At 70.5% G+C, this 22798-nt stretch carries 19 protein-coding genes; 9 read left to right on the top strand and 10 right to left on the bottom strand.

From position 1 onward, the window contains the following. Nucleotides 1–66: 66 nt before the first annotated feature. Entirely contained in the window at nucleotides 67–1683 is a 1617-nt protein-coding gene (locus OG928_RS26105; RefSeq protein WP_406287954.1) for an acyl-CoA synthetase, read from the bottom strand. Between the two features lie 145 nt (nucleotides 1684–1828). Further along, the gene (locus OG928_RS26100; RefSeq protein WP_406287953.1) at nucleotides 1829–3256 is read right to left on the bottom strand and encodes a GMC family oxidoreductase; all 1428 of its coding nucleotides are present in this window, start codon (nucleotides 3254–3256) and stop codon (nucleotides 1829–1831) included. 232 nt (nucleotides 3257–3488) lie between these two features. Here OG928_RS26100 and OG928_RS26095 point away from each other — a divergent pair, with 232 nt between their 5' ends. Next, nucleotides 3489–4325 (top strand): protein kinase domain-containing protein, encoded by an 837-nt coding sequence (locus OG928_RS26095; RefSeq protein ID WP_406287951.1) that lies wholly within the window; start codon nucleotides 3489–3491, stop codon nucleotides 4323–4325. Nucleotides 4326–4416: 91 nt separating this feature from the next. Here OG928_RS26095 and OG928_RS26090 read toward each other — a convergent pair whose 3' ends face one another. From OG928_RS26090 to OG928_RS26070, 5 genes are all read right to left on the bottom strand, one after another. Continuing rightward, nucleotides 4417–5223 carry a crotonase/enoyl-CoA hydratase family protein gene (locus OG928_RS26090; RefSeq protein WP_406287948.1) on the bottom strand — a complete coding sequence of 269 codons (807 nt, stop codon included), beginning with the start codon at nucleotides 5221–5223 and terminating at the stop codon, nucleotides 4417–4419. A 133-nt stretch (nucleotides 5224–5356) separates the two neighbouring features. Beyond that, on the bottom strand, nucleotides 5357–6484 hold the full coding sequence (locus tag OG928_RS26085) for an acyl-CoA dehydrogenase family protein (RefSeq protein ID WP_406287946.1): 1128 nt from the start codon (nucleotides 6482–6484) through the stop codon (nucleotides 5357–5359). Between the two features lie 37 nt (nucleotides 6485–6521). Continuing rightward, nucleotides 6522–7712, bottom strand: a complete 1191-nt coding sequence (locus tag OG928_RS26080) for an acyl-CoA dehydrogenase family protein (protein WP_406287945.1) — start codon at nucleotides 7710–7712, stop codon at nucleotides 6522–6524. A 72-nt stretch (nucleotides 7713–7784) separates the two neighbouring features. Further along, nucleotides 7785–10013: an acyl-CoA dehydrogenase gene (locus tag OG928_RS26075; protein ID WP_406287943.1), complete on the bottom strand. Its 2229-nt coding sequence runs from the start codon at nucleotides 10011–10013 to the stop codon at nucleotides 7785–7787. A gap of 101 nt (nucleotides 10014–10114) precedes the next feature. Continuing rightward, on the bottom strand, nucleotides 10115–10609 hold the full coding sequence (locus tag OG928_RS26070) for a pyridoxamine 5'-phosphate oxidase family protein (RefSeq protein ID WP_406287942.1): 495 nt from the start codon (nucleotides 10607–10609) through the stop codon (nucleotides 10115–10117). 145 nt (nucleotides 10610–10754) lie between these two features. Between OG928_RS26070 and OG928_RS26065 the strand changes: the two genes are divergently transcribed. The 4 genes from OG928_RS26065 (at nucleotide 10755) to OG928_RS26050 (ending at nucleotide 13299) form a co-directional block, all read left to right on the top strand. Continuing rightward, a complete protein-coding gene (locus OG928_RS26065) occupies nucleotides 10755–11570 on the top strand; it encodes an SDR family NAD(P)-dependent oxidoreductase (RefSeq protein WP_406287940.1) in 816 nt (271 codons plus the stop codon). A gap of 168 nt (nucleotides 11571–11738) precedes the next feature. Continuing rightward, a complete protein-coding gene (locus tag OG928_RS26060; RefSeq protein WP_406287938.1) occupies nucleotides 11739–11975 on the top strand; it encodes a type II toxin-antitoxin system VapB family antitoxin in 237 nt (78 codons plus the stop codon). Next, a complete protein-coding gene (locus OG928_RS26055; protein WP_406287936.1) occupies nucleotides 11972–12382 on the top strand; it encodes a PIN domain-containing protein in 411 nt (136 codons plus the stop codon). The genes OG928_RS26060 and OG928_RS26055 overlap by 4 nt, the downstream gene beginning before the upstream one ends. Nucleotides 12383–12441: 59 nt before the next feature. After that, nucleotides 12442–13299, top strand: a complete 858-nt coding sequence (locus OG928_RS26050) for a 3-hydroxybutyryl-CoA dehydrogenase (protein WP_406287934.1) — start codon at nucleotides 12442–12444, stop codon at nucleotides 13297–13299. 66 nt (nucleotides 13300–13365) lie between these two features. Here OG928_RS26050 and OG928_RS26045 read toward each other — a convergent pair whose 3' ends face one another. After that, nucleotides 13366–15021, bottom strand: coding sequence for an MDR family MFS transporter (locus OG928_RS26045; protein WP_406287932.1), 1656 nt, complete (start codon nucleotides 15019–15021; stop codon nucleotides 13366–13368). 170 nt (nucleotides 15022–15191) lie between these two features. Here OG928_RS26045 and OG928_RS26040 point away from each other — a divergent pair, with 170 nt between their 5' ends. Further along, the gene (locus tag OG928_RS26040; RefSeq protein ID WP_406287930.1) at nucleotides 15192–15428 is read left to right on the top strand and encodes a lipopolysaccharide assembly protein LapA domain-containing protein; all 237 of its coding nucleotides are present in this window, start codon (nucleotides 15192–15194) and stop codon (nucleotides 15426–15428) included. A gap of 21 nt (nucleotides 15429–15449) precedes the next feature. Continuing rightward, entirely contained in the window at nucleotides 15450–16583 is a 1134-nt protein-coding gene (locus OG928_RS26035; RefSeq protein ID WP_406287928.1) for a hypothetical protein, read from the top strand. Between the two features lie 161 nt (nucleotides 16584–16744). On the opposite strand, the gene OG928_RS26030 is transcribed toward OG928_RS26035, so the two are convergent. Together OG928_RS26030 and OG928_RS26025 are read right to left on the bottom strand one after the other, a co-directional pair. Then, on the bottom strand, nucleotides 16745–18625 hold the full coding sequence (locus tag OG928_RS26030; protein WP_406287926.1) for an ABC transporter permease/substrate binding protein: 1881 nt from the start codon (nucleotides 18623–18625) through the stop codon (nucleotides 16745–16747). Continuing rightward, nucleotides 18618–19946 carry a glycine betaine/L-proline ABC transporter ATP-binding protein gene (locus tag OG928_RS26025; protein WP_406287924.1) on the bottom strand — a complete coding sequence of 443 codons (1329 nt, stop codon included), beginning with the start codon at nucleotides 19944–19946 and terminating at the stop codon, nucleotides 18618–18620. Before OG928_RS26025 ends, OG928_RS26030 begins: the two co-directional genes overlap by 8 nt. 626 nt (nucleotides 19947–20572) lie before the next feature. Between OG928_RS26025 and OG928_RS26020 the strand changes: the two genes are divergently transcribed. After that, the gene (locus tag OG928_RS26020; protein WP_406287922.1) at nucleotides 20573–21352 is read left to right on the top strand and encodes a hypothetical protein; all 780 of its coding nucleotides are present in this window, start codon (nucleotides 20573–20575) and stop codon (nucleotides 21350–21352) included. Between the two features lie 104 nt (nucleotides 21353–21456). Next, the gene (gene bioA / locus OG928_RS26015; protein ID WP_406287921.1) at nucleotides 21457–22758 is read left to right on the top strand and encodes an adenosylmethionine--8-amino-7-oxononanoate transaminase; all 1302 of its coding nucleotides are present in this window, start codon (nucleotides 21457–21459) and stop codon (nucleotides 22756–22758) included. Nucleotides 22759–22798: the final 40 nt, after the last annotated feature.

The raw sequence follows: 22798 nt of genomic DNA, 5'->3' as shown, positions 1-22798 counted from the left end.
GGAGCGAGCCGGGGGCGGACCCGCCCCGCCCCGCCGCCCCACCCGCCCGGCCCCGAAAAGCCCGCCCTACCGCGCCGGCTCCTCCGACAACTCCTCCGCCCGCGCCTTGGCCGCGCGCAGGTCCACCTTCCCCGCCGCCGTGCGCGGGATCGACTCGACGAAGTGGATCCGCTTGGGCGCCTTGTACCCGGCGATCTGGGTGCGCGCGTGCGCGGTGATCGCCTCCGGCGCCGGGGAGGTGCCCTCGCGGACCACGACGAGCGCCGTCACCGCCTGGCCGAAGCGCGGGTCCGGGACGCCGACCACGACCGCGTCGAACACGTCGGCGTGCGTCTTGAGCGCGCCCTCGACCTCGTCGGGGTAGACCTTCTCGCCGCCGGTGTTGATGGTCGAACTGCCGCGCCCGAGCAGGATGATGCTGCCGTCCTGCTCCATCAGCGCGAAGTCGCCGGGCAGCACCCAGCGGCGCCCGTCGGGGTCGAGCACGAACGTCGCCTTCGTCTTCTCCTCGTCGCCGTGGTACCCGAGCGGGATGTGCCCGCTGACGGCCAGTCGGCCCACGACACCCGAGCCCGGCTCGACCGGGACGAGCCGATCGTCGAGGACGGTCGTGGTCTCCGAGGACGCGAACCGGGTGGCCGCGCCGAGCGTGCCGGTCTGTCGCGCGGCCGCGCCGGTCTCGGACGCGCCGAAGCTGTCGATGACGAACAGGCCGGCCTTCTCCAGCGCCTGCCGCACCGCCGTGCTCATCGGCGCGCCGCCGTTGCTGATCGCCGCGAGCGCGGACAGGTCGTACGTGTCGGGGTTGGCCGCGAGCCAGTCCGCGATGGGGCGGCCCATGCCGTCCCCGACCACCGCCATCGACAGCGCCTTCTCCCGCGCCGTGAGCGCCATCACGGTGTCGGCCTCGAAGCTGCGCCCGGTCCACATCAGGAAGGTGTTGCCCATGTAGAAGGTGTTCCACATCGACCACTGCCCGCCGCCGTGCATCATCGGCGCGAGGCCGAGCATGGTCAGCCCGGCCGATTCGCGGACCGTCTCCGCGAGTTCGTCCGGCGTCGCCAACTTCGGCCGGGCGCCGCGACCGGCCTGCAGGGCCGCGAAGAAGATGTCCTCGCCACGCCAGAGCACGCACTTGGGCATCCCGGTCGTGCCGCCCGTGTACAGGCCGTACACGTCGTCGCCGCTGCGCGCGCCGAAGTCGCGGGCGGGCGAGGCCGCCGCGAGCGCGTCCTCGTAGCCGACGGTGTCCTCGGCGGGCTCGGTCGAGCCGTCCTCCAGGATCAGCACGTGCCTCAGCGCCGGGAAGTCGGCCCGGATCGCGGCGGTGAGCGGGGCGAACGAGCGCTCGGCGACGACCGCGACCATCCCGGAGTTCTCGTACAGGTAGCGCAGCTCCGCCTCGACGTAGCGGTAGTTGATGTTGATCGGCACCGCGCGCGCCTTGTAACAGCCGATCATCGCCTCGACCCACTCCGCGCGGTTCCACGCGTGGATGCCGACGAAGTCGCCGGGCTCGACCCCGGCACCGAGCAGGTGGTGTGCGACCCGGTTGGCGCGCTCGTCGAGCTGACGGTAGGTCAGTCGTACCTCGCCCGCGACCAACGCGGTCCGGTCGGGAATCGCGTCGACCACGATCTCGAAGAGGTCTGCGAGGTTGAACGACGGGCTGACGGGCGTCATGGTCGGCTCCCACGGCGGATGAACGGACGCTTCGGGACCCGGGTGTCGAAGGACCAAGCCGAGGCGCGGATCCGGTCCGGATCGAAGCAGGGACGGTCAACTTACCCTTGACTTGGTCAAAAGAATAGCTCCGCCGACCGCACCCTCACCCCACCGACCGGGCCACCCGCTCCGCCATCATCACGCAGCCCAGATACGTGTTCCCCGCCGGCAGCACCGGCATCGCCGACGCGTCCACGACCCGCAACCCCTCGACCCCCCTGACCCGGCAGTCCCGATCGAGCACGGCGCCGGGATCCCCGTCCGGACCCATCGCGCACGAGCCACCCAGGTGGCCGTAACTGATCACGCCCTCGGGGACCGTCAACTCGCCCGCCGGCAGCAGCCGGGTCGCCCCGAGCGCCCGGTACGCGCTCGTCCGCTCCCATTTCGCCAGCTCGCCCACGACCCAGCGCAGCCGCTCGCGGTCGGCCGCGTCCGGCTCGGGCATCGTCACGACCGCCGCCCCCGCGTCGTCCAGCGTCACCGCGCCGCGCCCGGCGATGTCGAGCAGGAACGGCACGATCGCGAAGTGCACGTCGTCCACCGGGATCGCGAGCACGTGGAAGTCGATCCGCGGCGCGCCCGGCGTGCGCCCGAACCACAACGTCTGCGCCGGGCTGCCCACGAGCGGAACCGGTTCGGCCTGGCGGTACAGCAGCGAAGGACCCACGTGGTCCTGGAGGTTCGCCCCCACGCCCGGCAGCTCCGCGACCGCGCCGCCCGGCCCGACGCCCGAGCGCAACAGCAGCGCCGGCGACTCGATCGCGCCGCAGCACACCACCACCTCGCGCGCGGTGAACCCACCACCGTCCGCCGTACGCACGCCCCGGACCACCGCGCCGTCGAACAGCACCCGATCGACCGTCACGCCCACCCTCACGGTGAGGTTCCCGCGCTCCCGCACGGCACGTGTCAGGTAGGCCCGACTCACCGTGAGTCGTTCGCCCGTGACCGGATCGACCGTCGCCGGAAACGCGCCGACCGCGGGCAGCGACGCGGGGTCGTTGACGTCCTCGGTCCACCCGACGCCGAGTTCGCGCAGCCCGTCCACGAGCGCCGCGTGGCACGGCGCGAACTGCTCGCGGCGCCACCGCCGCACCCGCAACGGACCGGCGCGGCCGTGCAGTTCGGTGGACCCGTGATCCAGGTCGGTCTCCATCGCCCGGAAGGTCGCCAGGATGTCGTCCCAGCCCCACCCGGGCAGCCCGCGCGCGGCCCACGCGTCGTAGTCGCCGGGTTGGCCGCGCACGGTGGCCATGTAGTTGATCGCGGACGTCCCGCCGAGCACCCGCCCGCGCACCATGTCGACCGTGCGATCCGCGCCGCGCATCGCGTACGACGTGGTGAACGGCGTCCCGCCCCACACCGCGCCGGCCCGCTCGGGGCGCAACACCGAGTCGTCGTACGCGCTGTCGTCGGGCCCCTGTTCGAGCAGCAGCACCCGCCGGCCGGGGTCCTCGGAGAGCCGCGCGGCGAGCACCGCGCCGCTGGTCCCGCCGCCGACCACGATGACGTCCGCGTCCACGCCCACCCCCCAAATTCCTTGACTGAGTCACTTTACCCGACGGTCTTCGGACACGATCCGGCAAAGCACTCCCGAGACCCCGGCGTCCGGCGGTACTTTCTCGCCACGAAAGCCCCGAAATCACGCTCCGAAACCAGCCTCGAAACCACGGCCTGAAACCACGCTTCGCAATACCGCGGCTCGAAACCGCGCCTCGCGCGATCCACGCAAGCCCGCTTCACGATGCTCCGGGGGAGACATGCGCGTTCTGGGGGGACGGTACGAACTGGGCCAGGCGGTCGGGCGCGGCGGGATGGGCGCGGTCTGGCGCAGCGTCGACCGCGAACTCGGCCGCACCGTCGCGGTCAAGGTGCTGCCCGCCGAGCTGACCAGGCAACAGGAGTTCCGCGACCGCTTCCGCCGCGAGGCCCGGACCGTGGCCGCGCTGTCGCACCCCGGCGTCGCGACGCTGTACGACGTCGGCGAGGACCTCACCGGCGACGAGCCGACGCCCTTCCTGGTGATGGAGTTCGTCGACGGCCGCACCCTCGCCGAGGCCCTGCAAGAGGGCCCGCTGCCGATCGGTCGCACGGTGGCGATCGCGCGCGACGTCGCCGACGCGCTCGGGGCGGGCCTGGCCGCGGCCGTCGCGCTGCTGTGGTCCGCCCGGCTGGCCGTTCTGCTGGTGTGGGGCCCGCTCGCGGGCCTGGTCTCCGCGCCGTTCGCGCCGTCCAGCCACAGGGTCCACCGACACCAGGCGTTCTCCGCCTTCGGCGACGCGGACGGCTGGACGGCGAGCGACCTCAAGAGCCAGGAGTTCGCCGCCATCGCGCCGTTCATCCTGCTCGCCGTGCTCTTCCTGGTGGCGTTCCTGCGCCGTCGGGACGCGCCGGGCCTGTACATCGCGGCGTTCTGGCTGTTCGCGACCCTGATCGGCTGGTCGTGCCGATCCGTCGGCAACGGCACGAACGTGATCGGTCTCGGGGTCGCGCTGGGCCTGCTCGCGGTGGTCGTGCTCGCCCAGGAGGTACAGGCACGCAGTGTGCCCGCGGCGGCACCGACGCAAATTCCGCACGGAACGACGCAACCCGCGTAACCGCTCGGGCGTGAACATGAGAGGACCCGCCGGGGGATTGCCGTCCCTGACCCGGCGGGCCCGTTTCAAGCCGAAGTCTTCCGATGGCACATCAGGTGCCCTTGAACTCCGGGGTCTTCTTCTCCGCGAAGGCTCGCGGGCCGATCTTCGCGTCGGCGCTCATGAATACCCGCATTCCGATCTGCGATTCCAGCTTGAACGCATCTTCCTCGGTCAACTGGTCGGTTTCACGCAGAACGCGCAGTACCGCCTGAACGGCGATCGGACCGTTGGCGGCGATCTGGTGGGCGATCTCCTTCGCCTTCTCCAGCGCGCTTCCGTCCGGTACGAGATGACCGATCAGGCCGAGCTCCTTTGCTTCGGGCGCCTTGATGTGGCGGCCCGTCAGCAGCAGGTCGGCGGCGACAGTGTACGGAATCTGTCGGCGCAGGCGCACAGCGGAGCCGCCGAGCGGGAACAGGCCCCAACGCACCTCCGAAACGCCGAACCGGGCCGATTCGCCGGCGACCCGGATGTCGGTGGCCTGGAGGATCTCGGTACCGCCCGCGATGGCGGGGCCCTCGATGGCGGCGATCAGGGGCTTGGTGAGGGTGAAGCCCTTGAGGCACCACTTCATGACGGACATGTCCATCGCGGGCTTGCTGCCGTCGCCGCTGCCCTTGAACGCGTCGCCCGGGGCGCGCTTGCTCATCGCCTTGAGGTCGGCGCCCGCGCAGAACGCGCCGCCGGCGCCGGTGAGGATGGCGACCCGGATGTCCGGGTTTTCGTTGACCTCGTCCCAGGCGGCTTCGAGGATCTCGATCATCTCGCCGGTGACCGCGTTACGGGCCTCCGGGCGGTTCATCGTGACGATCAGGACGTGGCCGTCCCGCTCGACGAGGGCGTGGGGTTCGCTCATGTTCTTCGTCTCCAGGAATCACGGGAAGCACGGGAAGCACGGAAATTGCGGGCATCGCAGAAATCGCAGGCATCACGGGAGTGCGCCTGCACCATGCAAGGTCGGGGCTCGGGTCCGAGAACCCCGAGCCCGATCAGGCGAACTCGCCCGCCGGCGTGGCCGCGAAGCCCGCGCCGATCCGCAGGGCCTGCTCGGTCGCGCCGCCGAGGGAGAGCTCGATCTGCTTGGCGTGGTTGAAGTAGCGGTGGATGAAGTGCTCCTCCGCCACGCCCATCCCGCCGTGCACGTGCACGGCCGCGTGCGCGACACGGTGACCGCCGTCGGCCGCCCAGAACTTCGCGGTCGCGATCGCCTCCGCCGCGTCCAGCCCCTCGGCCTCCTGCCACGCGGCCTGCCACGTGGTCAGCCGAATGCCCTCGACGTCGATGTAGGCGTCGGCGAGCCGGTGTCCCACCGCCTGGAACGAGCCGATCGGGCGCTTGAACTGGATCCGCTCGCTCGCGTACTTCGCGGTCTCGCGCATCGCCTTCTCGGTCACCCCGAGCTGGGTCGCGCACAGCGCCAGGGTGGCCCGGTCACGCAGCTCGATCGCCGCGTCGGGGCCGCCCAGCGGCACGCCGACCACGCCCTCCAGGGTGACCAGGCCGGCGATCTCCTTGGCGGTGGTGAGCTGCGGCTCGATCCGCACCCCCGCGGCCGTCGGGTCGACCAGGAACACGCCCGCGCCGGCCTCGATGCGGGCCGACACCAGCAGCAGGTCCGCGACGGTCGCCGCGGGCACGCCGGTCTTGACCCCGTCCAGGCGCCAAGTGCCGTCCGTTTGCACCGCCTTGGTGTCCGGCGCGGCACCGTCCCGACCGAACGGCTCGGCGAGCGCGTAGGTCAGGATCTTCGTCCCGGCGATGGCGTCGGGCAGCCAGGTCTGCTTCTGCTCCTGCGTACCCAGCCGGTTCAGGGTCGACGCGGCGACCGCGATCGAGGGCCCGAACGGGACCGGCGCGAGCGTGCGTCCGACCTGCTCCAGGATCAGGCACTGCTCGAAGACGCCGTAGCCCGAACCGCCGAACTCCTCGGGCAGCCCGATCCCGAGCAGGTTGGCCTTGGCCAACTCCGCCCACAGGTCGCGGTCCAGGCGCGGCGCGCCGTCGCCCTCGACCTTCCTGTCCAGCGCGGTGAGCGCCTCGTGGGTGACCCGCTCGCCGAGGATCTGCCCCGCCAGGCCCACCAGGTCCTGCTGTTCTTCCGTGTAACCGAAGTCCATTTCACCTGTCCTTGTCAGCGTGGTGACGGCGGGTCAGTCAGCGGGGCGGTCGCGGCAGGCCCAGGCCCAGCATCGCGATCATGTCGCGCTGCACCTCGTTGGTGCCGCCACCGAAGGTGAGGATGAGCGCGGTGCGGTGCATCTTCTCCAGCCGGCCGCGCAGTACCGCGCCCGGCGAGTCCTGCTGGACGTACGCGTCCTCGCCCATGCACTCCATGAGCAACCGGTATGCCTCGGTGGCGAATTCGGTGCCGAAGATCTTCGTCGCCGACGCGTCGGCCGGCCCGACCTTGGTGCCGTGGTCGACCGACCAGGCGATCTTCCAGTTGACCAGCTTGAGGAACTCGACCTTGGCGTGCACGCGGCCGAGGTTGGCCTGCACGTGCTCGCGGTCGATCACCCGCGAGCCGTCGGCGAGCACGGCCCGCTCGGCCCAGCGGCGGGTCTCGTGCAGCGCGAGCTGGATGGCCGCGGCCGAACACAGCGCGACCCGCTCGCGGTTGAGCTGGCCGGTGATCAGCTTCCAGCCGCCGTTGAGCTCGCCGACCATCGCCGAGGCGGGCACCCGCACGTTCTCGTAGAACGTCTGCGACGTGGTCTGGCCGCCCATGGTCTTGATCGGGGTCCAGGAGAAGCCCTCGGCGTTCGTCGGCACGAGGAACATCGTCAGGCCCTTGTGCCGGGGCGCTTCCGGGTCGGTGCGCGCGGCGAGCCACACGTAGTCGGCCACGTGGATCAGCGACGTCCACATCTTCTGGCCGTTGATGATCCAGTCGTCGCCGTCCCGAACCGCCTTGGTGGTCAAGGCGGCCAGGTCGGTACCGGCGCCGGGCTCCGAGTAGCCGATCGAGAAGTGCATGTCGCCGGCGAGGATCTTCGGCAGGAAGAAGTCGCGCTGCTCCTGCGTGCCGTACTCCATCAGCGTCGGGCCGACGGTGTTGATGGTCAGGAACGGTACGGCCGCGCCGGCGAGGGTGGCCTCGTCGGTGAAGATCAACTGCTCCAGCATCGAGCGGTCCTGGCCGCCGTACTCCTTGGGCCAGCCGATGCCCAGCCAGCCGTCCTCACCCATCCGCTTGACGACGCGGCAGTACGCGCCCTCCTTGCCCATCAGGCTGGTCTCGCCCGCGGCCTGCTCGGCCCGGATCTCGGGCGTCATGATCCGCGCGAAGTACTCGCGCAGCTCCCGCCGCAGGTCCTCCTGCTCGGGTGTGTAGGCGATGTGCACGTGGTCTCCCTGATAGCCGTGGACTGCGGTGGTAGCCGGGAAATGCGGTGGCGCAGGCGAAGTGACGTCGGGTCAGCCCCTGGGCAGGCCCAGGATGCGTTCGGCGACGACGTTGAGCTGGATCTCCCGGGTACCGCCGCCGAGCAGGACCGATGGGAGGGAGAGGTAGGCGGTGAGCAGTTCGCCGCCGAGAGCGTCGTTGTGCGTACCGCCCGCGCCGATCCGGTCCAGCCGCGCGGTGACGACCGCCCGCTGGTGTTCGGTGACCGCGAGCTTGAGCACGCTGGAGGCGGCGCCGGGGTTGAGCCCGGACAACTGCTGCAGGGTCGAGCGCAGGGTCAGCGCGCGCAGCGCGAAGTTCTCCGCCGCGAAGCCGCCCAGGCTGCTCGCGAGCGCGGTGTCCGCCCACGCGGCGCCGGTCTCGCCGAGGTCGGCGAGCAGCTTGCCGAACGCCTGCATGCCGGGCCCGCCCGCGATCATCACCCGCTCGTTGGCGAGCGTGGTGCGGGCGATCCGCCACCCGGCGTTGACGTCGCCGACGACCTGGTCGTCGGCCACGAACACGTCGTCGAGGTAGACCTCGTTGAACTCCGACTGGCCGTTGGACTGCTTGAGCGGGCGCACGTCGATACCGGGCGTGGACATGTCCACGATGAAGTACGTGATGCCCTTGTGCTTGGGCGCGTCCTGGTCGGTGCGGGCCAGGCAGATGCCGAACTGCGCCTCGTGCGCCTTGGAGTTCCACACCTTCTGGCCGTTGAGCCGCCAGCCGCCCTCGACCCTGGTCGCGCGGGTGGTCAGCGACGCGAGGTCGGAGCCGGCACCGGGTTCGCTGAAGAGCTGGCACCAGATGATGTCGCCGCGGAGCGCGGCCGGGACGTACGCGTCGCGTTGCGCGTCGGTGCCGTGCGACATGATCGTCGGCAGCGCGAACTCGCCGATGACGGTGCTCGGCTGGGTCAGTCCGATCCGGGCGAACTCCTGTTGGACGACCACCTGTTGGGCCGGGGTGGCGGCGATCCCGTAGGGCTTGGGGTAGTGCGGCGACACATATCCGAACTCGGCCAGGCGCTGCCGGCGGGCGGGCTCCTCGAGGTCGCGGGCCGCGGCGAGGTTCGCGGCCACCTCGGCCCGGAAGTTCGCGATGTCGCCCTCGTCGAGTTCGAGGTCGAAGCGGCGGGTCGGGCCGCCGCCGATGCTCTCCAGGGCGGCCCGGCCCAGCCGCGCGGTCCACTCCCCCGAGGGGCCGAGCCACTGGGCGAGGAAGACCGCGCGACGCCAGTAGAAGTGGATGTCGTGTTCCCACGTGAAGCCGATGCCGCCGAGCATCGTGATGCAGTCCAGCGCGATCTCGCGGGCCAGCGGCAGGCACACCACGGCGGACTCGGCGGCGGCCAGGCGCAGTTGCTCGGCGGCGTCCTCGGCGGTGTCGTCGGCGGCGCGGGCGCCGTCCCACGCGGCCGCGGTGGCCAGCTGGATCCGGGTGAAGAGGTTCGCCGCCTTGTGCTTGATCGCCTGGAACGAGCCGACGGCGACGCCGAACTGCTCGCGGATCTTGACGTAGGCGAGCGCGGTATCGAAGCACCAGCGGGCCACGCCGACCGCCTCGGCGGCGGCCAGGATCGCGGCCAGCTCGCGCACGCGCGCCGTGGTGATGCCGGTGAGCACCTGGGACGCGGTGATCTCCAGGCCGCGCGCGGTGACCCGGGCGACGCCGCGGGCCAGGTCGACCGGGTCGAGCGGGTCGACCTCGATGGTGCGCTTGGTGCCGGGCTTGACCACGAACCAGATCTGCTCGTCACGGCCGGGGTTGGTGTCGGTGTTCGCGCCGAGCAGCAGGTACTTCGCGCCGACGGCGCCCAGGACCGGCTCGACGACGCCGTTGATCTCCCAGCCGACCTGGGTCTGATGGGCCGTCAGGCTCGGCGCGACGGCGACCGCGCCGGTGGCTCCCTCGGCGAACAGCGGCAGCAGCACCTTGCCGGCGTCGACGCCCGCGTACCGGTCCAGGATCGCGCTCATCAGCACGGTCGGCAGGTACGGGCCGGGCAGCAGGCCGCGGCCCGCCTCCTCCAGGGCGACGGCCAGTTCGAGCACGCCCGCGCCGGCGCCGCCGTGCTCCTCCGGCAGGTGTACGGCCGTCAGGCCCTGGCCGACCAGGGCGTCCCAGCACGCGGGGGGCGCGCCGGCGGACAGGTCGTCGACGGCCCGGCGGGTGTCCTCGATCGAGGCGTGGCGAGCGACGAAACCGGCGACCGATTCCGCGAACGCCTGATGCTCTGGGGCGAATCCGATCGGCACTGTGTACTCCCTCACCAATACTTGTCTCGATCAAGTAAGCGGACAGGCTACCTGACTGGATCCGGCGTCGCCAGATCCACCGGCCAACGGGTACGCGCCGGTCAACTGGGGCGCGTGGAGGGCAGACCGAGCTTGCGGTGGTCCCACGACACGATGCGGTCGGGGACGACCTTGATCACCACACGCTTGTTCAGCATCATCTCGACGGCCGGGCGCATCTCCTCGATGTACGGCGCGGCGTAGCGGCTGAACACGCTCACCCCCAGCTCCCAGATCCGCTCCGGCTCCTCGACCACCTCGGCCTGGCCGACGATGGACACGCCGCGCAGCTCCTCGTAGTAGTCGCCCGCCTCGACCAGGCACGTGATGGTCGGGTTGCGGCGCACGTTGAGCACCTTCTGCGCGCGGGCCTTGCTCTCCAGGCCGATCTCGCCCTCCAGGAACCCGTACCACATGCCGACCGAGTGGATGCTGCCGTCGGCAGCGAGCGTCGACATCGTCATCGAGTGCCGCTCGGCGAGGAACGCGGCGACCTCCTCCTCGGTCATCCGGACCCGGTCGCGCTGCTTGACGCCATGTCCCATGTGCTCGCCCATGACGGACTCCCTAACGCCGAAATTTTGATTGCCTGGGTCAAACATTGCCACGCCGGGAGAACGATTGACAGTCCGTCAGTTCGGCTGACCCATCCGCCCCGAACAACGATTGACAGTGCGTCAGGTCCTGCCTAGCGTCGGCGCCATGACCCGAACCGACGACTCCGAGGTCCCCGACTACCCCACCCGCCTGCGACTCGACGGCCGCAGCGTGGTCGTCCTCGGCGCGGGCCAGGGCATCGGCCGCCAGGCCACCCACGCCCTCGCCCAGGCCGGCGCCCGGGTGTTCGCGGTGGACCGCGAACCGGACCTCGCACGGGACATCGCCAAGGAGGTCGACGGCATCGCGTGGTCCGGCGACGCGACCTCGCGCGCGGACGTGACGCGGCTGTGGTCCGACGTCGAGGACAAACTCGGCCGGGCGCACGCCGTGGTGGACATCATCGGCATGAGCAAGTACGCCGACCTGCTCTCGACCACCGACGAGGACTGGACCTGGCACCAGGACATCGTGCTGCGACACGCCCTGCTCGCCCTCCAGCTCGGCGGCGCGCACATGGCCGCGCGCGGCGGCGGCGCGATCACCTTCGTCGCCTCGGTCTCCGGCCTGACCGGCGCCCCGATGCACGCGGCCTACGGCGCGGCCAAGGCGGGCCTGATCTCGCTGGTCCGCTCGGCCGCGGTGGAACTGGGCCCGAGCGGCGTACGGGTCAACGCGGTGGCCCCCGGCGTCGTGTGGACCCCACGCGTCTCGGCCTACCTCGGCGAACCCGGCCGCAACGCCAACGCCGCCAACGCCCCGTTGAACGACGTGGCCCTCCCCGCCGACATCGCCGGCCCCCTGCTCTTCCTCACCGGCGACCTGGCCCGCTACATCAGCGGCCAAATCCTCACGGTCGACGGCGCGGTAAGCGCCAAGTTCCCGTACCCCTTGCCGGACATGGACGCGGCACCGCACTGAGATCGGTGGACGAGACTCGCTCCTTCGGGTGAACCAAAAGGACGCCCAAAGGTGACTTCGCACTGGTCAGAGGGCATACACGGGAACTGGGCCGTTCAGCTCAACGGTAGGGCTCCGAAAGGTGGGAATATGCTCTCTTCAGCGGCGGAATCCACCTGAGGAGCCACCATGTCCGAGACATTGATCGACGTCGACGACGAAGCGTTGGGCATAGTCGCTCGGATGCTGGGCACCACGACGACGCGCGACACGATCAACACAGCCCTACGACGGATCGCCGCCGCCGAGATCGAGCGTCGAACGGTAGCCATCGACCGGATAAGAGAGCTGGTCGCAGAGGGTGCTCTGAACATGGAAGTGCTCGGATTGCCCGAGGAGTACGAGCCCCCGCAGGACTCGCGGTGACCCAGGATCTCTACCTCGCGGACACCTCGGCGCTCGTACGGTTCTTCCGCAGGCAGACCAGCGAAGCATGGCATGAGCCGTTCGCGGCCGGACGGGTCGGCCTGTGCGAGCCGATCCGGCTCGAGTTTCTGCGTGGTGTGGGTCCACAGGCAGCGTACGAAGCGCTCGACACGCTCACGAACGACATGCTGCCCTACTTCCACGTGCCGGAATCCGTATGGACCGAAGCTGCAGCGCTACAGCACCGCCTCTGGGAGAAGTCGCAACACGAATGCGCAAGCGTCGTGGATCTCGTGGCCGCGATCACGGCGGCCCGACACAACCTTGTGCTGCTCCACGCGGACCGCGACTTCGAGGTGATCGCCAAGCTCACCGGCCAACCCGTCAAGCGCATCGACGCCCGCTGACCACCACCTGAGAGGATGCCGGGGAGGCCGACGGCAGCAAGTGGAACGAGGTGTGCACGGTGTCCGATGTACGACGTGTAGGGGTGGTAGGGGCCGGGCTCATGGGGTCCGGGATCGTCGAGGTGTGTGCGAAGGCCGGGCTCGACGTGTTGGTGGCGGAGACGAGTCAGGCCGCGGCGGAGGCCGGGCGGGCCCGGGTGGCCAAGTCGATCGACCGCGGGGTCAAGGCGGGCAAGCTCGCCGAGGCCGATCGGGACGCGGCGCTGGCGCGGATCACCTACACCACCGATCTCGGCGAGTTCGCCGACCGCGACATGGTGATCGAGGCCGTGGCCGAGATCGAAGAGGTCAAGACGCAGGTCTTCGCGACGCTGGACAAGGTGGTGCTGCGCGAGGACGCGATCCTGGCGTCGAACACGTCCTCGATCCCGATCATGAAGCTCGGCATGGCCACGGCCCGCCCGCAACAGGTCGTCGGGATCCACTTCTTCAACCCGGTGCCGGTGCAGAAGCTGGTCGAGCTGGTGCCCTCGCTGCTCACCGACGAGGCGACGGCCGCCCGTGCGGAGGCGTTCGCGGCCGACGTGCTCGGCAAGACCGTGATCCGTTCCCAGGACCGCGCGGGCTTCGTGGTCAACTCGCTGCTGGTGCCCTATCTGCTGTCCGCGATCCGCATGTTCGAGTCCGGCTTCGCCTCGGCCGAGGACATCGACAACGGCATGGTGCTGGGCTGCGCGCACCCGATGGGCCCGCTGCGGCTGACCGACCTGATCGGCCTGGACACGATCAAGGCCGTCGCCGACAGCCTCTACGACGAGTTCAAGGAGCAGCTGTACAGCTCGCCGCCGCTGCTGCTGCGCATGGTCGACGCCGGCCTGCTCGGCAAGAAGAGCGGGCGCGGCTTCTACCAGTACTGATCCGAGCACACCTCAGGGCGGCCCCGAAGCGAGGGGCCGCCCTGACGTCGTCTCTGCCCGGAAGGGCTATCGCGTTCGCGCCTCGACCTTGTCGAAGCGCACGGCGCCCTCGTCCCCGTCCGCCGGGACGTCCACCGGGGCGTGCTTCTCGATCTCCGCCGCGACGTCCGCCGTCGGCGTCTGCGGCTCGGCCTTCGCCACCACCACCGCCTGCGAGCTCTGCAGCGGGACCTCCTTGATCAGCAGCACCGCGATCAGCGCGATCAGCCCGAACGGGGCCGCGAACAGGAAGATGTCGCCGACCGAGTGGCCGTACGCGCCCTCGACGATGCCGCGGGCCGGTTCCGGCAGCTCCCGCACGTTCGGGATACCCGCGCCGCCGCCGGCACCCGCCTTGAGCCCGCCGTCGGCGAGGTAGCCGGTGACCTTGCTCGCCATCACCGCGCCCAGCGCCGAGACGCCGACCGCGCCGCCGAGGCTGCGGAAGAACGCCACGACCGAACTGGCCGCGCCCAACTGGTGGATCGGCACCGCGTTCTGCACGGCCAGCACCAGGTTCTGCTGGAGCGCGCCGACGCCCACGCCGACCAGGAACATGTACACCGCGAGCACCCGTAGGTCGGTGTCCGCGCGGACGGTGCCCATCAGGCTCAGGCCGATGGTCAGCGAGACGCCGCCCATCACCAGGTAGCGCTTCCACAGGCCGGTCGCGGTGATCAGCTTGCCGACGATGGTCGACGCGATCACCAGGCCGCCGATCATCGGCAGCGTCATCAGGCCGGACAGGGTCGGCGACTTGCCCCGCGCGATCTGGAAGTACTGGCTCAGGAAGACCGACGCGCCCATCATCGCCAGACCCACCGCGAGGCTGCCGATCACGGCGAGCACGATCGTGCGCTCCTTGAACAGCCACAGCGGGATGATCGGCTCGGCCGCCCGACCCTCGACCCGAACGGCCAAGCCGAGCAGGGCCAGCGAGCCCAACACCATCACCGCGGTCTGCCAGGAGACCCAGTCGTAGTTCTTGCCCGCGAGCGAGACCCACACGAGCAGCAGCGAGACACCCGCGCTGATCAGCGTCGCGCCCAGGTAGTCGATCGTGACCTTCCGCTTGACCACCGGAAGCTTGAGGGTCTTCTGCAGGATCACGATCGCGGCCACCGCGAACGGCACGCCGACGTAGAAGCACCAGCGCCAGCCCAGCCACGGGGTGTCCACGATCACGCCGCCGATCAGCGGCCCGCCGACGGTCGCGAGCGCGAACGTGGCGCCGAGGTAGCCGCTGTACCGGCCGCGCTCCCGCGGCGAGATCATCGCGGCCATGATGACCTGCGCGAGCGCGGTCAGCCCGCCGACGCCGACGCCCTGGATGACCCGGCACCCGATCAGCATGCTCGTGTTCTGCGACAGACCGGCCAGCGCGGAGCCCGCGACGTAGATCACCAGCGCGAGCTGGACCAGTAGCTTCTTGCTGGTGAGGTCGGCGAGCTTGCCCCAGATCGGCGTGGTCGCGGTCATCGCGAGCAGCGTCGCGGTGACCACCCACGTGTACGAGGTCTGGCTGCCGTGCAGGTCGGAAATGATCCGCGGCAGTGCGTTCGAGACCACCGTGGACGACAGGATCGCCACGAACAGCCCGAGCAGAAGCCCCGAGAGGGCCTCCATGATCTGCCGGTGCGACATCGGTTCCGCCGATGCCTCCGCGGCCGGTGCGTTGGTCATGCGTGCCCCTCTTGCTTCGGATGCTCTGCGCCCGGACGCGGCTTCCCCACCCCCGACACTCGTTGCTTGGTACAACCATAGCGTGCTTTGTTGCTGCAAGCAACTTTCAAGAGATGGTCAAGCCGGCATGCCCGAGCGTGATCGATCGATTGCGTAATACAATCTGAAATATGGCAAAGACCTCGAAATCGGGCGCCGGAGGCGGCAACGTAGGCGGCGTCTCCTATCGCACGCTCTGCATCGCGGCGATCGTCGTGTTGAGCGTCTGGTTCGTGCTGGCCAACACCAAGTCGGCGACCATCCGGTTCTGGATCCCCACGCTGGCCGCACCGATGTGGATCGTGCTGATCGGGGCGTTCGCGGCCGGGGCGCTGACCGGCTGGTGGGTGAAGGGCAACCGGCGCTGAGCGGCCCGATACCCTGACCCCATGCTTCGCTCCAGGCTGCGTCCGGCCTTGCACGTGGCGAGCCTGGTGACCGCCTGCTTGCTCGCGGCCGGCTGTTCGGATTCCCCCTCACGGACCACCGCCGAGCCCTCCGCCGGCACACCCACCGGGTCCGGGCTGCAACCCGCCGGCGCCACCGTGTGCGGCGACCTGCTGCCGACCACCGCGATCACCGGCCTGCTCCCGGCGGGCGACGCCACCACGAGCACCGACCAACCGCCCCTCCCCCACTACCCGGTGCTGCGCTGCCAGGTCACCGCCGGCGGCCGGACGTTCATCGGCTCGGCCTTCCTGTTCAACATGGCCGGCGCCGAGCGCGTACAACTCCCCGGCCTGACCACCACCAGGTCCGCGCCGATCGGCAATGGGCAGAACCGGCTCTACGGGATGGCCGGCGCCGACGACGCGTGGCTGGTCCGCGAGTGCCGGGTGCAGAACGTCGCCGACCCGGTGCCGATACTGATCCGGGCCCGGACGGTCGGGCCCGCGGGCGGCACACCCCCGCCGGACCAGCGCCAACAGCTCGCCGAGCTGACGGTCGCGATCGCCAACGGGGTCTCCAAGGCGGCCGGCTGCGGCGAGCCCGAGACGCCCCGCCCCGGCACGATCCCACCCGCGAGCGAGCCGAAGCCGATCACCGACGCGCCCGTGTGCGGCATGCTCGACCCCGCCGCGCTCGGCCCACAGGCCGCCGGCGATCAGCGCGGTCGGTGGACCGCGTCCGCGACGCCCGAGGGCCCCGGCGCGATCCAGGGCTGCGACCTGTTCCTGGACGGCACCCGCGTGTTGTCCTTCGCGATCGTGCACGGCTACCTCGCGCCCGGCACCGAGTATCCCGGCGAGCGCGGCACGCTGAGCGAGCGCCTGCCGGCGATCGGCGTCCCCAACGACGCCGCGCTCGCGGGCACCGTCGTGGGCAAGGTCACCGTCATGAGCGGCTGCGACGGGCACACGGTCGCCTACCAACTCAGCCGGCACAACGGCGAGGACTCGCGGGGGCAGATCCTCGGTCAGCCGGCCGAGACGTTCTTCAAGGCGTTCGCGAACGGCGCCTCCAAGTGGGGCTTCAACTGCGTGCCGATCGCCCCGAACGCCGACTGGCGGATCCTCGACTGACGCGAGGCGCGAGCGCGAGGCGCAAGGCGTGAGGCGCAAGGCGTGAGGCGCGCGTCCGCAACCGCGAACCGCACCGACGAAACACGCGAAGGGCGCCACACGGATTCCGGATTCCGTGTGGCGCCCTTCGCGTACTCACCCGCCCGCGGGCGGTCCGAGGGTCAGGAGACCCCCGCCGTCTCGCGCGTCAGCGCCGGCAGCGACTGCGGCTGCGCGTCCTTGGCCGGGTCCCCGTCCTTCTTCGGCTGCTCGCCGTTCGCCGGCGGCAGCTGGGACAGGAACTTCGCCTCGACCTCCGGGTTCTCCTTCAGGTACGCCCGGACGCCCTCCTCCGACGCGTTCGGCTTCCCGTCGAAGTCGACGAAGACCTTCTTCTCCAGCGGCCCGAGGATCGTGTCGTCGATCTTCAGGTTCTTGATCCACCCGTTGAGCTCCGGGAAGTCCTTCGCGAACCCCTTGCGGCCGATCGAGCTGATCCAGCCCGCCTCGCCATAGGACTTCTTCGGGTCCGCCAGCGGCTTGATGTCGTACTTCGTGTACGCCCAGTGCGGACGCCACATCGTCACCACGATCGGCTTCTTGGCCGCCATGTCGCGGTCCAGCTCGGCGATCATCGCGGGCGTGCTGCTCTTGACCAGGTCGAAGTCGAGCCCGTAGTCCGGGATCAGCTTCTTCTCGGTCAGGTCCATGATGTTCGCGCCCGGCTCGATGCCGACGATGCGGTTGCCGAACTCCTTCTCGTGGCCCTTGAGTTCCTCGACCGTGTTGTACGGCAGGTTCTTCGGGATCGCGAGCTGGACGTCGACGTTCTGGTACCACTGCCCGATCTCTTCGAGCTTGGCGCCGTACTCGTCCATGTACTTCTTGTGCAGCGTCGGCAGCCACGCGTCCATGAACAGGTCGATGTCGCCGCGCGCCAGGCCCTGGAACAGCGGTCCCACGTCGAGCTGCTTGAGCGTGACGTCGTAGCCGCGCTTCTCCAGGAGCTGCTTGTACACGTGGGTGACGACGACGTCCTCCTCCCACGGGATCCAGCCGATCGTGATCTTCTTCTTGCCGTCGTCCGCGGCGCCGAGCCCGAAACCGCCCATCAGCCCCGCGATCAGCGCGATCGTGACCACGCCGCCGACCGCGACGACCGGGCGCGGACGCCAGTCGAGCAACCACTGCGGGGTGAAGGCCGCCGAGGAGCGCGCGGTGGCGGCGCGCCGGGCGCGGGCCTCGACCCGCTCTCCGGCCGCGCTGACCGTGCGGTCGAGGTAGATCGCGAGCACGACCACCGCGACACCGGCCTCGACGCCCAGGCCCACGTTGTTGTTCGACAACGCGCCGAACACCTCGCTGCCCAGGCCGCCCGCGCCGACGATTCCGGCGGTGACCACCATCGACAGCGACAGCATGATGACCTGGTTGACGCCGGCCATGACGGTCGGCAGCGCGAGCGGGAACTGGATGTCCTTGAGGATCCTCCACTCGCTGGTGCCGAACGCCTCGCCGGCCTCGACCATCTCCGCGTCGACGCTGCGGATGCCCAGCTCGGTCATCCGCACGCCCGGCGGGAGCGCGAAGATCACGGTGGCCACGACGCCCGGTACCTCACCGATACCGAAGAACGTGATCGCCGGGATCAGGTACACGAAGGCCGGCATGGTCTGCATGAAGTCGAGCACGGGCTTGACCACCGTGCCGACCGCGCGGCTGCGGGCGGTCAGGATGCCCAGCGGGATCGCGATGATCAGCGCGGCGACCGCCGACACGAGCACCAGGGCCAGCGTGGCCATCGCCGGTGCCCACATGTCCAGGCCGTCGATCAGCAGGAACCCGGCCACCGCGATCAGCCCGAACACCGGGCCGCGCACGGCCCAGCCGATCGCCGCGAACAGCACGACCACCGCGGGCAGCGGCGAGTCGGTCAGCCAGTCGGCCAGGTGGGTGACCGCACCGCCGACGACGTCGGTGATGAAGTCGAACAGCCACCCGAAGTTGTCACGCATGAAGTCGACGAGGCTCTCGGCCCAGTCTCCGAGATGGATCCTAGGCATCGTGACGCACCTCGCCGTCCGCGGTCTCGGCGCCGACCGGGAGCAGCTTCTCCCCCGCGCCCACGGGCACGAGCATCTTGACGCTGCCGGTGTCGGTCACCCCGAGTGTGCCGTCGGAGTCGGTCGACATCGTCTGCGCCGCGTTGCCGAGCGCGGCCAGCAGGCTCACCCTCGGGATCACCCCGACCAGGCGCATCGCCTCGTCGACCACCGCGAGCGGCAGCCGGCTCTCGGCGCAGGGCGTGAACAGCTCGGCGACCGGCGTCTGCGGGGTCACGGTGACCACGTCCAGGCCCGGCTCGGGCTGGATCGTCCGGTCCCCCACCCGCGCGGCCTCGGTGACCGCCGCGTCGGTGACGGCGCCGAGGAGGCGGCGGCCGTTCTCGCGGGTGTCCACCACGAAGGCCGCCGTGGTCTGCGCCTCGCGCATCGTGCGCATCGCGACCCGGGGCCCCTCGCCGCACGTCACCGTGGCGCGCGAGTCCTCCATGATCGATCCGGCGGTCAGCACCCGGGTGCGGTCCACGTCGGCGACGAAGGACGCCACGTAGTCGTTCGCGGGGTCGGTCAGGATGTCCTCGGCGGTGCCGATCTGGACGACGCGACCGTCGCGCATCATCGCGATCCGGTCGCCCAGGCGCATCGCCTCGTTGAGGTCGTGCGTGATGAACACGATGGTCTTGTGCAGCTTCTCCTGGAGTTCCAGGAGCTGGTCCTGCATCTCGCGGCGGATCAGCGGGTCGAGCGCGCTGAACGACTCGTCCATCAGCAGGATGTCGGCGTCGGTGGCGAGCGCGCGGGCCAGGCCCACCCGCTGCTTCATGCCGCCGGAGAGCTGACCGGGCGCGGAGTCCTCCCAGCCTTCGAGACCCACCAGCGCGAGCGCCTCACGGGCGCGCCGGTCGCGTTCGGCCGCCGGGACGCCCTGGACGGAGAGGCCGTAGCCGGCGTTCTCCAGGACCGTGCGGTGCGGGAAGAGCGCGAAGTGCTGGAAGACCATGCTGATGCGCCGGGCGCGCACGTCGCGCAGTTCCTTGCCGGGCAGCGAGGTCAGATCCCGGTCGTCGATGTAGACGGCGCCGGCGGTGGCATCCAGGAGGCCGTTGAGCATCCGCAGGAGTGTCGACTTGCCGGAGCCGGACAGGCCCATCACGACGAAGATCTCGCCCTCGGCGACCTCGAAGGAGACGTCGATGACGGCGGGCGTGACGTTGTTCTTGCGGACATCGTCGCGGCTCTCGCCGGCCCGAAGCCGCTTGACCGCGTCGTCGGCCCGTCGGCCGAAAATCTTGTACAGGCCTTCGGCCCGGAGTCTGGACACATGCACCTCGTCATTAGGGCCGCGACGGGACGGAACCGAAAATTTCGGTTCCGGGCCGGTGTGCCGCCGTGATGAGGACACCGGCGTCGCGGGCTACGGGTGCGGGATACGGCCGCCGCAAAAACGTCACGGCAGCGGCGTTACGTCCGGGGTGGAACGCCCTCTCCCTCAGGCTGTCCCGAGGGAAGGTTGTATCCCGCACTTGTTACCGGGCGTGACTTGCCCGGGGGTCTCTTCAGGGAAACATACCGAGGCTCTCATCGCATAAATAGGTGGTTTTATGTCCGGTTTCATGGGTATATCGCCGCACTTTGCCTATCGTTTTTCCCGTGACTCTCCGGTGATCAATAAGCAACCGATTCGATATCAAATCAACTCTGCGTGATTATTCGCGCACGTGAAGCAAAGATCGAACCCCTCGTGCCGCACTCGCTCGTGCCCGGGCGCGCACTCCGGCGCCGTGCCCCGAATGGCCCAGGCGCTTTCAGGGCGCGCATGCCCCATAGGGGTGACGTTCTCCCAATCACCAGGTGACACAACGTCACCAGGCGGTAACGTCCCGGCGCGACAACGCAGACGGAGATCCCCCACGTTCCCCGCGCACCCCCCTACCGATGGAGCCTTCCGTGTCACGCTTGCTCGACGTCAGCCCCGAGGTCCGCGCCGAGATCGGCGACGACGAGGCCGCCCGCCTGGTGGCGGGGGAGACCGGCCCCCAGACCTACGCGTGCGCCTCCTGCCGCGGCGAGGGCGACACCACCTCCGTGGAGACCAGCGCGCTGCTGTACCTCGCCGAGGAGACGGCCGTGCTCGCGTTCGCGCACACCCGCTGCATCCCCTCGCAGGTGATCCCGGTGTCCGAGGCCGCGGTCGAACCGCTGCTCGCGGCGCAGGCCAACCCCGGGCTCGCGGTGCAGACGGTGGTGCCGGGCGGCCCGGTGCCGATCTCGATCACCGGCAGCATGGTCGTGTGCGCGGGCGTGACCTACGCGGCGCTCGTGGTCGAGCCCGGCGCGGCGGTGGCCCGCCCGGGCACGCCCGGGGCACAGGACGAGTTCCTGTCGCTGCTGGGCGAGCGTGGGTTCGCCCCGATCGCCACCCCCGACGAGACGCTGCCGCCGCTGCTCGGCGGCTGGTCGGTACAGATGAGCGACGGCTACCTGACCGCGGTCCTGTTCCCGGGCGCGGGCGGCCGGACCGAGGCGTGGTGGCAGGCGCAGACCCCGGCCGAGGTGCCGGAGGCGTGGCTGAACGCCGCGAAGACGCACGGCGTCGTGCTCCTGTTCGCGGCCCCGGTCGGCACGATCGGCATCCACACCGGCAACGACGAGCTCGCCGCCGCGCTCGACGAGGCCGGCCGGCGCAACCTGCTCGCGGCCGGATCGGTGCCGGTCAGCGGGATCTGACGAGCCATCACCTTGGGCGAGGACCCGACGGTCGTCGCCCCGCGCGTGATCGGGAGGCGGCCGATTCCGGGCCGCCTCCCGAGTTCCGATAGCGTGCCGGGCCTATGGAGCACTACGACGCGGCCTACGGCGACGAACTGGTTTCCTACGACCGGCGGCACATCTGGCACCCGTACGCGAGTACGGACGGCAGCTCGCCGCTGTTTCCCGTGGTGGGCGCCGAGGGTGTCCGGCTCCGGCTCGCCGACGGGCGCGAGCTCGTCGACGGGATGTCGTCGTGGTGGGCGGCGATCCACGGGTACAACCACCCCGTCCTGAACGCGGCCGCGCACGCCCAGGTGGACGCGATGGCGCACGTGATGTTCGGCGGGCTCACCCACCCGCCGGCCGTGCGGCTCGCGCGGCGCCTGGTCGAGATCACTCCCGAGCCGTTGAACAAGGTCTTCTTCGCCGACTCCGGCTCGGTCGCGGTCGAGGTCGCGCTCAAGATGGCGCTCCAATACCAGCGCGGTCGCGGCCGGCCCGAGCGCACCCGGCTGTTGACCGTGCGCGGCGGCTATCACGGCGACACCTTCGGCGCGATGGCGGTGTGCGACCCGGTCGGCGGGATGCACCACCTGTTCTCCGGCGTGCTGCCGGCGCACCTGTTCGCGCCGATTCCGCCGGCGGGCTTCGACACCGACCCGCGCGCCGAGGACACCGCCGCGATCGAGGACCTGCTCGACCGGCACGGCTCGACCGTGGCGGCGGTGGTCCTGGAGCCGATCGTGCAGGGCGCGGGCGGCATGCGCTTCCACTCCCCCGCCTACCTGCGCCGCGTGCGCGAACTGTGCGACCTGCACGGCGTGCTGCTGATCGCGGACGAGATCGCCACCGGCTTCGGGCGGACCGGCGAGCTGTTCGCGTGCGACCACGCCGGGATCGCGCCGGACATCATGTGCCTGGGCAAGGCGCTGACCGGCGGCTATCTGACGATGGCCGCGACGCTGTGCACGGACGAGGTGGCCGAGGTCATCTCGCGCGGCGAGGGCGGCGCGTTCATGCACGGCCCGACCTTCATGGCCAATCCGCTCGCGGCGGCCATCGCGGGCGCGAGCGTGGACCTGCTGCTGTCCGGGCCGTGGCGGGAAACCGTCGGAACCCTGTCGGCGGGCCTGCGCGAGGGCCTGGCCCCGGCCCGCGACCTGCCGGCCGTGACCGACGTCCGGGTCCTGGGCGCGATCGGCGTGATCGAGCTGGCCGAGCCGGTGGACATGACGGTCGTCCAGCCCGCGTTCGTCGAACGGGGCGTGTGGATCCGGCCGTTCGGGCGGCTCGTCTACACGATGCCGCCGTACGTGATGGGCCCGGACGATCTGGCGACCGTGACCGGCGCGATGGTGGACGTGGTCCGCGGGCTCGCGTAGCGAGGTGGTCGTCGGACCGGCCGAGGTCCCCCGGACAGGG

This window comes from Embleya sp. NBC_00896 (assembly GCF_045207785.1).
GTDB lineage: Bacteria > Actinomycetota > Actinomycetes > Streptomycetales > Streptomycetaceae > Embleya.
Note: the sequence above shows the minus strand (reverse complement) of the source record. Positions and strands in the feature narration are given on the sequence as shown.